The sequence below is a fragment of the Bradyrhizobium uaiense genome, assembly GCF_010811875.1.
Classification (GTDB): Bacteria; Pseudomonadota; Alphaproteobacteria; order Rhizobiales; family Xanthobacteraceae; genus Bradyrhizobium; species Bradyrhizobium uaiense.
Map to the genome: position 1 here is coordinate 1 of NZ_VKHP01000243.1, position 13743 is coordinate 13743.

Genomic DNA, 13743 nt, shown 5'->3' on the forward strand with positions numbered 1-13743 from the left:
GTTTCGCCGACCGCGACATTGAAGACGGGATCGCCCGCGACGGTGATGTTGCGGGTCTGCGTGAAGCCGTCGGTGAAGCTGATGCCGGTGCCGTCGCCGAGCTTCAGGATGCTGGTGAGCCCGCCGAAATTGACATTGTTCAGCGTGACGTCGGCGTTCTGCCCGACGAACAGGCCGCCGCCGAGGCCTGCACCGCCGCCACCACCGCCGACGCCGCCATTGCCGCCGCTTGCCACCGCATTGATGATGGTGAGGTTCTTGAACGTCACCTTGCCGGCGACGACGACAAAGCCCTGATAGCCGCGCGCGTCGATGACGTCGCTGTAGTCCTGACCGCCGAGATGATTGTTGTAGTCGGAGTTGCCGTCGAAGGTCAGCGTCGAGCCGTTCATCAGGTTGATGGCCGGCAGATCGTCCAGCAATTGCAGCGTGCGCGCGCCCGACGAGAGCGAGAACTTGATGATGTAGTCGGTGTTCGCGGCGGCCATGCCGCCACCGACGCTGATTCCCGAGATCGCGTTGTAGAGTAGCAGATAATCGCTGAGCGGATCGCTGGTCGACAGCGTGAGAACGACTGGGTTCGACACAAAGACCTCGGCAATATGAATACGCGACCGCGATCGATCGCCATTTCCAAAAATTTCTGAATAGTTACCTTGCGCCGCAAGCCATTGGCAACAATAACGAATTCTCATTCCGCGCACGGAGTTGAGATAGTCAATCGGTAAGGTTGACGGGCGTGCGGATCGCGTTGCGCGCGATCGGACGGCCATCTTCGCCACGGTAAGGGACATGCGAGGTGCGTTTGTCCCGTAGCGCGCACGCATTGATGTGAAACCGGCTGCGCGTTTATGCGCGCGATGAGAAGCGCTACGGAAAAATTGTTCGCTGAATCAAGGCACCTCCGCCGAGGCGGTGTCGTTTCGCTTGTGGCTCCGCGACGATCTTTCCGTCAGACTGCCTCCGTTGGCGGCCCACGCTCGGAGCGGAGCGTCCCCGGAGTGAAGAGTGCAGCATGACGCCTCCACGCAATCGAGCATGGCAACGCCGTCCGCGGGCGGTGGCGATGACGGCGTGCGCCATCGCGATCGGCACGAGCATCGGAAGCGCCGCAGCGGGTGGATGCAATTTCGAGATTCAGGGCGAGGGTCGCGTCGCCGCCGTGGTCGATGCACGCAGCCTTCGGCTCGACGACGGCCGTGAGGTCAAGCTCGCCGGCATCGAGGTCGCCGATCGGACCAAGGCCGTGGCCGCGCTGACGGCGCTGCTGGTCGGCCGCGACGTGACACTGCGCGGACAGGACGACACGCCGGACCGCTATGGCCGGCAACCGGCCTACGCCTTCCTCGAAGGGCAGGAGATCCCCGTGCAGGGCGAATTGCTGCGCCGGGGCCTCGCGCTGGTGTCGTCCGAGGTTGCCGACAAGGACTGCGCCGCGGCGCTGATGGCCGCGGAGGCCGAGGCGCGGGCCGCCCGATCGGGAACCTGGGCCGAGGCCGGCGTCATAAAAAACGCCGAAAGTCCGGACGATATTTTGGCCGGGATCGGGCGCTTTATGGTGGTCGAGGGCAGAGTTTTGTCCGTGCGTCAGGCGGGGGCGACGACCTACCTGAATTTCGGCCGAAACTGGACACGGGACTTTGCTCTGACTATTTCAAGGCGCATAGTCCCTGCGTTCGAGGCGGCCGGGCTTGCGCCCAAGTCTCTGGAAAATCGCAGGATTCGTGTGCGAGGCTGGGTGGAAGCACGACGTGGGCCGCGAATCGAGTTGCTCCGGCTGGGGCAGATTGAACTGCTCGACGGGAACTAGGGGCCCCAAGGGCCATGCCCCGGTCCGTTCGCGGGACAAATATGTGAGTTTTGGACGTGATTGAGCGCGCAGGACGGCGTGAAACTGGGACTGGCCGCCGGCTTTCGGCTGCGCCGGTGCTCGTCTGCGCCGCCCTGACGCTGTCGGCCTGCGGCAATGTCGGGCGGTTCGAACAGGTCACGCCGACCGCCACGGCGGCGCCGGTGAAGCCGAACCGCGCGGTGCAGCAGACGCCCTCGAGCGAGCGCGAGCACGAGCGCATCCTGTCGTCCTATGGCGGCGCCTATGACGATCCGAAGCTCGAGGCTTTGATCAGCAAGACCGTCGAGCGGCTGGTCGCCGCCTCCGAACGGCCCGACCAGGCCTACAAGGTCACGATCCTCAATTCCGGCGCGGTGAACGCCTTCGCGCTGCCGACCGGCCAGCTCTATGTCACCCGCGGCCTGATCGCGCTCGCCAGCGACACGTCCGAGCTCTCCTCGGTGCTGAGCCACGAGATGGCGCATGTGCTGGCCAAGCACGCCGCGATGCGCGAAGACCAGGCGCGCCAGGCCGCGGTGGTGACGCGGGTCGTCACCGACATGAGCACCGATCCCGATCTCACGGCGCTGGCGCTCGCCAAGACCAAGCTGACGCTGGCGAGCTTCTCGCGGCAGCAGGAGTTCGAAGCCGACGGCATCGGCGTCGGGATCGCAGCGCGCGCGCATTTCGACCCTTACGGCGCGGCGCGCTTCCTGACCGCGATGGAGCGCAATGCCGCGCTCAAGATCGGCAAGACCGCGCTCGATCCGCGCGCGCAGGATTTCACCTCGTCGCATCCGGCAACGCCGGAGCGCATCTCCAACGCGCAGACCACCGCACGGCAATACTCGTCGCCCGAGAGCAACGAGCGCGACCGTGAGACCTATCTCGCCGCGATCGACAACATCGTCTATGGCGAGGATCCCAGCGAAGGCTTCGTCCGCGGCCGCCGCTTCCTGCATCCGAAGCTCGGCTTCACCTTCACCGCGCCCGACAATTTCACGCTCGACAACACGGCACAGGCGGTGATCGGCGTCCGCGAGGGCGGCAGCCAGGCGATGCGCTTCGACGTGGTGCGGGTGCCGGCCGAGCAGTCGCTCGGCGACTACCTGAATTCCGGCTGGATGGAAGGCGTCGAGAAGTCCTCGACAGAGGACCTCAACATCAACGGCTTTCCGGCGGCGTCCGCCACTGCGCATGGCGACCAGTGGCAGTTCAAGGTCTACGCGCTGCGCTTCGGCAGCGACGTCTACCGCTTCATCTTCGCTGCCAAGCAGAAGTCGACCGAGAGCGAGCGCAATGCGCGCGAGACCGTCAATTCATTCCGTCGCCTGACGCTCGACGAGATCCAGGCGGCGCGGCCGCTGCGCATCAAGGTCATCAACGTACAGCCGGGCGATACCGTGGAATCGCTGTCGCATCGCATGGCCGGGATCGATCACCCGGCCGAGCGCTTCCGCGTGCTCAACGGCCTCGACGCCCACGCCCAGGTGAAGCCGCGCGACCGCGTCAAGATCGTGGTGGATTGAGGCTGGGCACACGCCCCTCACCACCGTCGTCCCGGCGAAAGCCGGGACCCGTCACCACAATCATCGATTGACGGAAAAAGCTGGGGCCACAGCGAGCCCCAACGACAAATTCCTGTGGTTATGGGTCCCTGCTTCCGCAGGGACGACGTAGAGAGAGAACGCGCTACTTCGCCTTCTCCTTGAGGAAGGCGATGATGTCGGCCCGATCCTTCGGATCCTGGACCTCGTAGAACATCTTGGTGCCCGGAACCATCGCGTCCGGACCGGTGAGCCATTTGTCGAGGTTCGCCTCGGTCCACACGATCTTCGAGTCCTTCAGCGCCGGCGAGTAATTGTAGCCCGCGACTGTCCCGGCGAGACGGCCGACGACCCCCTTGTGCATTGGGCCGACGTCGTTCTTCTCGATCGAATGGCAGTCGCCGCAGCCCTGGTACAGCGTGGCGCCGCGTGCCGGATCGCCCGCCGCACGGGCGCTGTTCAGCGCGAGCAGGATCGCGATGGCCGCCATCGCGGCGATTTTGGCGTGCCGCGGCGCCAGCACGCCTGCGATCGAACGAATGGTCATTCCCGGGGTCTCCTGTTTGCCACCACAACAGGAGCAGCCATGCTGCCATTCTATTCCCCGGATTGCCGCCGGCCCGGGATTGCGCTGGACACCGGCGGCATTGATCGCCGATATCAGCACCTCTTGTCGAAGTTTTTTCCCGCCCGCGCGGAATATCCGCGCGGTCCCGTCGATCTTGATTGCAGCTGCCGCCTCCGCAGCCGCGCCGCGCTATTGGAGCATCCCCAGTGTACCACAATCGGTTCGGCGCCGTCGCTCGACTTGCCGAACTCGGGTGCGTGCTTGCTGCGCTCACGCTCGCAGCAGCCACCGCCGCGCGCGCGGACGGCTGTCCCAAGGCGAGCGACGAAATCGCGACCGACCGGCCCGACGTCACCAATTCGAGTATCGTCGTGCCGGTCGGGAGCCTGCAAAGCGAGAACGGCGTCAACCTGTCCGGACGCGACGGCGGCCGGACCATCGACGGCACCAACAGCCGTTGGCGGCTCGGCATCGCGCCCTGCCTGGAGGTGCTGGTCGACCTGCCGAGCTATTCCGGCAATGTGAGATCGCCCGGCCCGTTGGGCTTTTCGGACGTCGCTCCCGGGATCAAATGGCAGATCAGCCCGGTGCCCGGGAAGATCGACCTCTCGATCACCGCGGGCGTCGCACTGCCGACCGGTACGGCTGCCATCGCCGGGCGCGGCGCGCAGCCCTACATCCAGCTGCCATGGTCATGGGAGCTGCATGACGGCTGGGGCGTCAGCGGCATGTTCACGGAATTCTTCCGCCCCGCCGAGCTGACCGGCCGGCACATGTCGGAAGCGACCTTCGTGATCGAGCGGAAGCTGACCGAGCGGATGAGCGTGTTCACCGAATATGTCGGCGACTATCCCGACGGCGCACGGCCGATCCAGCTGATCAATTCCGGCGGCATGTACCGGATCACGCCGACCCAGCAGATCGACCTCCACATCGCGTTCGGGCTCAACCGCAACTCGCCGAACTACATCGTCGGCCTCGGCTATTCCTTCCGCGTCGACGGCCTGTTTCGGTAGTCCACTTCCCCTTGAAAAGGGGAGGTCGCTTTGCTCGCCAGAGCAAAGCGGGTGGGGATCTGATGTCTCCGCATGCAGCGTCGCCTGCGGTGGACCCCCATCCCGACCTTCCCCCTTGCAGGGGGAAGGGGAAGAGTGCGTAACTAATTGACTTCCGCTTCGCGCAGTCCGCTCAGCCAGAGCGCCAGCAGCGTCCACACCGCGCCGGACAAGAGATACGCACCGGCCGAGATCAGGCCGAAATGCGTCGCCAGCAGCAGCGCGGCGAGCGGCGCGAAGCCGGCGCCGAACAGCCAGGCGAAATCCGAGGTCAGTGCCGAGGCCGTGTAGCGATAGTTGCGCGCGAAGTTCGAGGCGATCGCGCCCGACGACTGGCCGAACGAGAGGCCGAGCAGCACGAAGCCGAGCACCATGTAGACGGTTTCACCGAACGCGCCGGCGTCGAGCAACTGCGGGGCAAAGCCGCTATACACCGCGATCGCGACCGCCGAGCCCAGCAGCAGTGGCTTGCGGCCGACGCGATCGGCGATCATGCCGGAGGCGATGATCGCGAAGACACCGACCATGGCGCCGATCATCTCGATGATGAGGAAGCGCACCGGGCTTTCCTTGGTGAACAGGAACACCCACGACAGCGGAAACACCGTGACCATGTGGAACAGGGCAAAGCTCGCCAGCGGCGCAAAGGCGCCGAGCAGGATGTTGCGTCCTTCCTGCGCGATGGTCTCGCCGACCCGCGCCGGCTCCAGGTCGCGGCTTTCGAACAGCTCGGAATACTCGTCGGTTGCCACCATGCGGAGCCGCGCGAACAGCGCCACCACGTTGATGGCGAAGGCGACGAAGAACGGATAGCGCCAGCCCCAATCGAAGAAATCGTCCGCCGAAAGGTTGCCGGCGAAGAACGCGAACAGCGCGCTCGCCACGATCAGCCCGAGCGGCGCGCCGAGCTGCGGCACCATTGCGTACCAGCCGCGCTTGTTCGCCGGCGAATTCATCGCCAGTAGCGAGGCGAGGCCGTCCCAGGCGCCGCCCCAGGCGAGACCTTGCACGACGCGCGCGGCAGCCAAGAGCCAGATCGCCGCGACGCCGATCGTGTCGTAGCCGGGCAGGAAGGCGAGCGCGACCGTGGCGGTACCGAGCAGGAACAGCGCGATGACGAGCTTGGCGCCCTTGCCGTGGCGGCGGTCGACCGCCATGAAGATGACGGTGCCGAGTGGCCGCGCAGCGAAAGCCAGCGCGAAGATGCCGAATGAATAGAGCGTGCCGGTCAATTCGTTGACGAACGGAAACACCAGCTTCGGGAACACGATCACCGAGGCGATCGCGTAGACAAAGAAGTCGAAGAATTCCGACGTGCGCCCGATGATGACGCCGATGGCGATTTCGCCGGGTTTCGCCTGCCCATGACCTGATGCGGTCGGGGTGCCGTGAGCCATTGCTGGGGCTTGTGCCATCGCCGGAGAACCGTCCTTAGAGATGAGGCCACGGGCAGCCTTTGCCACGCGGTCCGCCTCACCTACTGCCCCCTCATCCCGCACTGCAACATTGGACAAATTGTCCAATGTCAACTTTGCTGCATCGCAGCTACCCCTTGGCGGAACTCATAAAATTCAAGTGGGGTGAGCCGTGCGCGCCTTGAAATTATTGGCCTTATTGCCGTTCGCGGCGTTCCTTGGCGGGTGCGATTTCGTCGTCCTGTCCCCTGCCGGCGACGTCGCCGTCCAGCAGCGTGACCTCGTCGTGATCTCCACCGTCCTGATGCTCGTCATCGTGCTTCCGGTGATGGCGCTGACCGTGTTCTTCGCCTGGCGCTACCGCCAATCCAACACCGCAGCCCCCTACGAGCCGGACTGGGATCACTCCACCCAGCTCGAGCTGGTGATCTGGTCGGCGCCGCTGCTGATCATCATCTGCCTCGGTGCGCTGACCTGGATGGGCACCCATCTGCTCGATCCCTACCGCTCGCTCGGCCGCATCGCTGCCGACAAGCCGATCGAGAGCAAGGACGCCCCGCTCAATGTCGAGGTGGTCGCGCTCGACTGGAAGTGGCTGTTCATTTACCCGGATTACGGCGTCGCCGCCGTCAACGAGCTCGCGGCTCCCGTCGACCGCCCGATCCGCTTCCGGATCACGGCGTCTTCCGTGATGAACTCGTTCTACATCCCCGCGCTTGCCGGCCAGATCTACGCGATGCCCGGCATGGAGACCAAGCTGCACGCCGTCGCCAACAAGCCGGGCACCTTCCGCGGCTTCTCCGCCAATTACAGCGGCGCCGGCTTCTCCGGCATGCACTTCGATTTCAAGAGCCTGTCGAACGCCGATTTCGACAAGTGGATCGCCGGCGCCAAGGCGAGCGCCAACATGCTCGGCCGCACCGACTATCTGCAGCTCGAGCGCCCGAGCCAGAACGATCCGGTTCGGCTCTATCGCTCGGTCGATCGCGATCTCTACAAGGCGATCCTCAACATGTGCGTCGAGCCCGGCAAGATGTGCATGAGCGAGATGATGGCGATCGACGCCAAGGGCGGCTTGGGGCGCGAAGGCCTCAACAACACGCTGCCGCTGACCTACGACAAATACGCCCGCCGCGGCGCGCCGCTCGGCAGCGAGCCGACCTTCGTCGCCGGCATCTGCTCGATGGACGAGATCAAGGACGCGCCGTCGCGCGAGATCACCGCCCCGCTCGATTTGACCCCGCTGCGCGGCTTCGGGCTGAAACGCCCGCCGTTCTCGCCCGCTCATCCGTCATCGACATCCCTGCTGCTCGGCCAGCGTCCGAAATCAGAGTCCTGAGGAGGACCGCATGAATCCCGATCTCGTCAAGATGATCTTCGGCCGCCTCAACCTGGACGCGCTGCCGCTGCATGAGCCGATCCTGGTCGGCACCTTCGCGGTGGTCGCGACCGGTGGCCTCGCGCTGTTTGCCATCGTCACCTACTTCCGGCTCTGGAGCTATCTGTGGCGCGAGTGGTTCACCACGGTGGACCACAAGCGCATCGGCATCATGTACATGATCCTCGGCATCGTGATGCTGCTGCGCGGCTTCGCGGACGCGCTGATGATGCGCCTGCAACAGGCGATCGCCTTCAACGGCGCCGACGGCTACCTCCCGGCCCATCATTACGACCAGATCTTCACCGCCCACGGCGTGATCATGATCTTCTTCGTGGCGATGCCGCTGGTGACCGGCTTGATGAACTACGTGGTGCCGCTGCAGATCGGCGCCCGCGACGTCTCCTTCCCCTTCCTCAACAATTTCAGCTTCTGGATGACGGTCGGCGGCGCCGTGCTGGTGATGATGTCGCTGTTCGTCGGCGAATTCGCCCGCACCGGCTGGCTCGCCTATCCGCCGCTGTCGAACATCGGCTACAGTCCTGACGTCGGCGTTGACTATTACATATGGGGACTACAGGTCGCCGGCGTCGGCACGACGCTATCGGGCATCAACCTGGTGTGCACCATCGTCAAGCTGCGCGCGCCGGGCATGACGATGATGAAGATGCCGGTGTTCACCTGGACCTCGCTCTGCACCAACGTCCTGATCGTCGCCTCCTTCCCGGTCCTCACGGCCGTGCTGGCGCTGCTGTCGCTCGATCGTTACGTCGGCACCAACTTCTTCACGAACGACTTCGGCGGCAACCCGATGATGTACGTGAACCTGATCTGGATCTGGGGCCACCCCGAGGTCTACATCCTGGTGCTGCCTGCATTCGGCATCTTCTCCGAGGTCACCGCGACGTTCTCCGGCAAGCGGCTGTTCGGCTACACCTCGATGGTCTACGCCACCGTCGTCATCACCATCCTGTCCTACCTGGTCTGGCTGCACCACTTCTTCACGATGGGCTCCGGCGCCAGCGTGAACTCATTCTTCGGCATCACCACGATGATCATCTCGATCCCGACGGGCGCGAAGATGTTCAACTGGCTGTTCACGATGTATCGCGGCCGCATCCGCTTCGAGCTGCCGATGATGTGGACGGTGGCGTTCATGCTGACCTTCGTGATCGGCGGCATGACCGGCGTGCTGCTCGCGGTGCCGCCGGCCGATTTCGTGCTGCATAACAGCCTGTTCCTGATCGCGCATTTCCACAACGTGATCATCGGCGGCGTGCTGTTCGGCCTGTTCGCCGGCATCAATTACTGGTTCCCGAAGGCGTTCGGCTTCAGGCTCGATCCGTTCTGGGGCAAGCTGTCGTTCTGGTTCTGGGTGTCGGGCTTCTACTTCGCCTTCATGCCGCTCTACGTGCTCGGGCTGATGGGCGTGACCCGAAGGCTCCGCGTGTTCGACGATCCCACCTTGCAGATCTGGTTCGTCATCGCAGCCTTCGGCGCCTTCCTGATCCTGCTCGGCATTGGCGCGATGCTGGTGCAGTTCGCGGTCAGCATCCTCAGGCGCGAGCAGCTCAAGGACACCACCGGCGATCCCTGGAACGCGCGCACGCTGGAATGGGCGACCTCCTCGCCGCCGCCGGACTACAACTTCGCGTTCACGCCCGTGGTCTACGACAACGACGCCTGGTGGGACATGAAGCGCCGCGGCTACAGGCGCCCGCTGACCGGCTTCAAGCCGATCCACATGCCGTCCAACACCGGCACCGGCATCATCCTCGCAGGCTTCGCGACGGTGATGGGCTTCGCCCTGATCTGGTACATCTGGTGGCTCGCCGCCGTCAGCTTCGTTGCGCTGCTCGCGGTCGCGATCGGCCACACCTTCAACTATCACCGCGACTTCCACATCCCGGCGGATGAGGTGGTGCGGGCCGAAGATGCGCGGACACGCATTCTCGCCGCGGGAGCCCAGACATGAGCGTTGCCATAACCACCCAGAGCTCCATCCAGGACTCCGAGCCGGTCTTCCACGTCATCGACGAGCATGCGCATCCGGAAGGTGCCAGCACCATGCTGGGCTTCTGGATCTATCTGATGAGCGACTGCCTCATCTTCGCGATGCTGTTTGCGACCTACGGCGTGCTCGGCGGCAATTATGCCGCCGGCCCGTCGCCGAAGGACCTGTTCGACCTCAAGCTGGTCGCGCTCAACACCACGATGCTGCTGCTCTCCTCGATCACCTATGGCTTCGCCATGCTGACGATGGAGAAATCGAGGATCGGCCAGACCCAGCTCTGGCTCGCCATCACCGGGCTGTTCGGCCTCGCCTTCCTCGGCATCGAGCTCACCGAATTCGCCCACATGATCCATGAAGGCGCGACGCCGCAGCGCAGTGCCTTCCTGTCGTCGTTCTTCACGCTGGTCGGCACCCACGGCCTGCACGTCACTTTCGGCCTGGTCTGGCTGGTGACGCTGATGGTGCAGACCGCGCGCTTCGGCCTCACCGAAGCCAACCGGCGCCGCCTGATGTGCCTCTCGATGTTCTGGCACTTCCTCGACGTGGTCTGGATCGGCGTCTTCACCTTCGTCTATCTCCTGGGAATGCTGCGATGACAACAAAAGCTCACGCCGAAGCGCATACTCTCGAAGCCAATGCTGGCCACGGCCATGACGACCATGGCGGCGCGTCCCACGGCTCGCTGAAGAGCTATCTGATCGGCTTCGGCCTCTCGGTGATCCTCACCGCGGTGCCGTTCTGGCTGGTGATGACCGGCACCATCGCCGACAAGGCAGTTACCGCGCTGATCGTGCTGGTGCTGGCCGCGGTGCAGATCGTCGTCCACATGATCTACTTCCTGCACATGAACACGCGATCCGAGAACGGCTGGACCATGATGGCGATGATCTTCACCGTGATCATGGTTGTGATCGCGCTGACCGGCTCGCTGTGGGTCATGCATCACCTCAACGTCAACATGATGCCGATGCACGACATGAGCCAGATGCCGTGACCGCGCGGTCTGCCAGACCACCGCTTGTACTGCTCACGCTCGGCATGCTGGGCGTGGTGCTGCTGAGCGCGCTCGGGGTCTGGCAGGTCGATCGCCGGACCTGGAAGCTGGCGCTGATCGAACGCGTCGAGCAGCGGATGCATGCGGCACCCGTCGCGCCGCCGCCGCAATCGTCATGGCCGGCGGTCACGGCCGCGGGCGATGAATACCGCCGCGTCACCGTGAGCGGCACGTTCCTCAATGCCGGTGAGACGCTGGTGCAGGCCGTGACGGCCGCGGGCCCCGGCTTCTGGGTGCTGACGCCGCTGCAATTGACCAACGGAACCACGGTGCTGGTCAATCGCGGCTTTGTTCCGCGCGACAAGCGCGATCCCGCGACGCGGCGCGACGGCGAGCCGCAAGGCTCTGTCAGCGTCACCGGGCTGTTGCGGATGTCGGAGCCGAAGGGCGGCTTCCTGCGCAGCAACGATCCCGCGGCAGGCCGCTGGTATTCGCGCGACGTCGCCGCGATCGCCGCCACGCGCGGATTGTCGCACGCCGCCCCCTATTTCATCGACGCCGATGCGACGCCAAATCCGGCCGGTGTCCCCCTCGGCGGGCTCACGATCGTGCGGTTTCCGAACAACCACCTGATTTACGCGCTGACATGGTTCGCGCTGGCCTTTATGCTGGCCGGCGCGCTCCTGCGCATCGTCAGCCGCAGGAGCCGCGCCGGCGCCTCCGATCCAGGGTGGGACTCACGACGCGCCGCCGTGCGCCGCCTGATCGGCGCAGCCCGCAATCTGTCACGCGACCCAGGCCCAGATGCTCGAGCGCACATCGGATCCGCATGAGGAGAACGCCGCGACCGGCACGGCCGTGATGCCGTCCGCCGTGAGCGCGGCTGGCGGCATGCCGTTCGATCTCGCAGCCCCCGCCGACATCGCGACCAACCGCAAGAACATGGCCCTGCTGGTCCAGCTGCGCTGGATCGCCGTGATCGGCCAGATCGCCACCATCGGCTTCGTGCAGTTCTGGATGGGCGTCGCGCTGCCGCTGTTGCCGTTGGGGGCCGTGATCTCCGGGCTCGTGGCGCTCAATGTCGTCAGCCTGCTGTGGCTGCGCTACCGCGCCGACATCAACAACCGCGAGCTTTTGGTCGCGCTGGCGCTCGACGTCGCGGCGCTGACCGCCCTGCTCTATCTCAGCGGCGGCGCCACCAATCCCTTCACATCGCTCTACCTGCTCCAGGTGACGCTTGGCGCGGTGCTGCTCGATGCGCCCTCGACCTGGTCGCTGGTGGCGCTGGTCTGCATGAACTTCGCCTGGCTGACCAGCTACTACCGGCCGCTGGAGCTACCGCAGCAGGGCTTTGCCGACGCGTTCAACCTGTATATCGCCGGCACCTTCATCGGCCTCGTGCTCGACGCGGTGCTGCTCGTGGTGTTCATGACCCGGATCAACCGCAATTTGCGCGACCGCGACCTGCGCCTCGCGGCGCTGCGCCAGCACGCCACCGAGCAGGACCATATCGTCCGCATCGGCCTCTTGGCGTCCGGCGCCGCGCACGAGCTCGGCACGCCACTCGCCTCGCTCTCGGTCATCCTGGGCGACTGGCGCCGGATGCCGGCGCTCGCCTCCGACCCCGAGCTGTCGCAGGACCTCGGCGAGATGGAGATCTCGGTGCAGCGCTGCAAGTCGATCGTGACCGGCATTTTGCTGTCGGCCGGCGAAGCCCGCGGTGAAGGCTCGTCGCCGACCACGGTCGCGGCGTTCCTGACCGCGCTGGTGGAGGAATGGCGGACCACGCGGCCGTCCGCCACGCTGTACTTCCGCAACGCGTTCGGCACGGACCTCGCGATCGTCTCCGACATCGCGCTCAAGCAGGCGATCTTCAACGTGCTCGACAACGCCGCCGAGGTTTCGCGCGACTGGATCGAGCTGATGGCCGAGCGCAATGCCGACAAGCTGGTGCTGTCGGTCACGGATCGCGGTCCGGGCTTCTCGCGCGAGATGCTGGCGCATATCGGCAAGCCGTATCAATCGACCAAGGGCAGTCCCGGCAGCGGCCTCGGCCTGTTCCTGGTCGTCAACGTGGTCCGCAAGCTGGGCGGCGTGGTGACGGCGCGCAACCGGCCCGACATCGGCGCGGCGGTGAAGCTCGAGCTGCCGCTGTCGACGCTCGCGATCGGAGATCCTCTTGACGGATGAACGCCAGCTCCTGATCGTCGAGGACGATTCAGGCTTTGCCCGCACGTTGAAGCGCTCGTTCGAGCGCCGCGGCTACGGCGTCGCCGTATCCACCTCGCTCGACGAAGTCCGCGAGTTGCTCGAGCAGCAATCGCCCGGCTATGCCGTCGTCGACCTCAAGCTCGCCGGCGGCGCCTCGGGCCTTGCCTGCGTCGAAGCGCTGCACGCGCATGATCCTGAGATGCTGATCGTGGTGCTCACGGGATTTGCCAGCATCGCGACCGCAGTCGAGGCGATCAAGCTCGGCGCCTGCCACTATCTGGCCAAGCCGTCGAACACCGATGACATCGAGGCCGCGTTCCAGAAAGCCGCCGGCAACGCCGCCATCGAGGTCGGCGCGCGGCCGACCTCGATCAAGACGCTGGAATGGGAGCGCATCCACCAGACCCTGATCGAGACCGATTTCAACATCTCCGAAGCCGCCCGACGCCTCGGCATGCACCGCCGGACATTGGCGCGCAAGCTCGAGAAGCAGCGGGTGAAGTAGCAGAGGCGGAAGGTTCTCACCGTCACCCCCGCGCAAAGGCTTCGCCTTTGTCGCTGGAGGTGCGAGCCCTGCGGCTCAATTGCGCCGCTGGGCGAGCCTCGAAGGATGCACGGCCCGGATATATCCTGGTGCTCGCGGAGGAAGTGGGGCCATCGCCCTTCGAGGCTCGCCGAAGAGGCGAGCACCTCCAGCGACAAAGGCGAAGCCTTTGCGCGGGGGTGACGG

The 13743-nt window shown here is 65.2% G+C and carries 12 protein-coding genes and 1 pseudogene; 10 read left to right on the forward strand and 3 right to left on the reverse strand.

Annotated elements, in window-relative coordinates; translation table 11 throughout:
* A pseudogene (locus tag FNJ47_RS37815) lies at positions 1-587 on the reverse strand (hypothetical protein); the annotation flags it as partial.
* Positions 588-1015: 428 nt separating this feature from the next.
* Here FNJ47_RS37815 and FNJ47_RS37820 point away from each other — a divergent pair.
* Positions 1016-1810, forward strand: a complete 795-nt coding sequence (locus FNJ47_RS37820; protein WP_430649451.1) for a thermonuclease family protein — start codon at positions 1016-1018, stop codon at positions 1808-1810.
* A 56-nt stretch (positions 1811-1866) separates the two neighbouring features.
* A complete protein-coding gene (locus FNJ47_RS37825; RefSeq protein WP_163160937.1) occupies positions 1867-3360 on the forward strand; it encodes a M48 family metalloprotease in 1494 nt (497 codons plus the stop codon).
* Positions 3361-3523: 163 nt separating this feature from the next.
* Here FNJ47_RS37825 and FNJ47_RS37830 read toward each other — a convergent pair whose 3' ends face one another.
* Positions 3524-3925: a c-type cytochrome gene (locus FNJ47_RS37830; protein ID WP_163160938.1), complete on the reverse strand. Its 402-nt coding sequence runs from the start codon at positions 3923-3925 to the stop codon at positions 3524-3526.
* A 227-nt stretch (positions 3926-4152) separates the two neighbouring features.
* Between FNJ47_RS37830 and FNJ47_RS37835 the strand changes: the two genes are divergently transcribed.
* On the forward strand, positions 4153-4962 hold the full coding sequence (locus FNJ47_RS37835) for a transporter (RefSeq protein ID WP_163160939.1): 810 nt from the start codon (positions 4153-4155) through the stop codon (positions 4960-4962).
* 143 nt (positions 4963-5105) lie between these two features.
* On the opposite strand, the gene FNJ47_RS37840 is transcribed toward FNJ47_RS37835, so the two are convergent.
* Positions 5106-6398 (reverse strand): MFS transporter, encoded by a 1293-nt coding sequence (locus FNJ47_RS37840; protein WP_163160940.1) that lies wholly within the window; start codon positions 6396-6398, stop codon positions 5106-5108.
* Positions 6399-6588: 190 nt separating this feature from the next.
* On the opposite strand from FNJ47_RS37840, the gene cyoA reads away from it, so the two are divergent.
* The 7 genes from cyoA to FNJ47_RS37875 are packed head-to-tail and all read left to right on the forward strand — an operon-like array spanning position 6589 to position 13518.
* Positions 6589-7755, forward strand: a complete 1167-nt coding sequence (gene cyoA / locus FNJ47_RS37845; RefSeq protein ID WP_163160941.1) for a ubiquinol oxidase subunit II — start codon at positions 6589-6591, stop codon at positions 7753-7755.
* A gap of 10 nt (positions 7756-7765) precedes the next feature.
* Positions 7766-9769, forward strand: coding sequence for a cytochrome o ubiquinol oxidase subunit I (gene cyoB / locus FNJ47_RS37850; protein WP_163160942.1), 2004 nt, complete (start codon positions 7766-7768; stop codon positions 9767-9769).
* Positions 9766-10404, forward strand: coding sequence for a cytochrome o ubiquinol oxidase subunit III (gene cyoC, locus FNJ47_RS37855; RefSeq protein ID WP_163160943.1), 639 nt, complete (start codon positions 9766-9768; stop codon positions 10402-10404). The genes cyoB and cyoC overlap by 4 nt, the downstream gene beginning before the upstream one ends.
* Positions 10401-10802 carry a cytochrome o ubiquinol oxidase subunit IV gene (cyoD, locus tag FNJ47_RS37860; protein ID WP_163160944.1) on the forward strand — a complete coding sequence of 134 codons (402 nt, stop codon included), beginning with the start codon at positions 10401-10403 and terminating at the stop codon, positions 10800-10802. Before cyoC ends, cyoD begins: the two co-directional genes overlap by 4 nt.
* Before the next feature lie 44 nt (positions 10803-10846).
* A complete protein-coding gene (locus FNJ47_RS37865) occupies positions 10847-11635 on the forward strand; it encodes an SURF1 family protein (protein WP_163160948.1) in 789 nt (262 codons plus the stop codon).
* A gap of 28 nt (positions 11636-11663) precedes the next feature.
* Positions 11664-12992 carry an ATP-binding protein gene (locus tag FNJ47_RS37870; RefSeq protein WP_430649452.1) on the forward strand — a complete coding sequence of 443 codons (1329 nt, stop codon included), beginning with the start codon at positions 11664-11666 and terminating at the stop codon, positions 12990-12992.
* Positions 12982-13518, forward strand: coding sequence for a response regulator transcription factor (locus FNJ47_RS37875; RefSeq protein ID WP_163160946.1), 537 nt, complete (start codon positions 12982-12984; stop codon positions 13516-13518). The genes FNJ47_RS37870 and FNJ47_RS37875 overlap by 11 nt, the downstream gene beginning before the upstream one ends.
* The last annotated feature ends 225 nt before the right edge of the window (positions 13519-13743 follow it).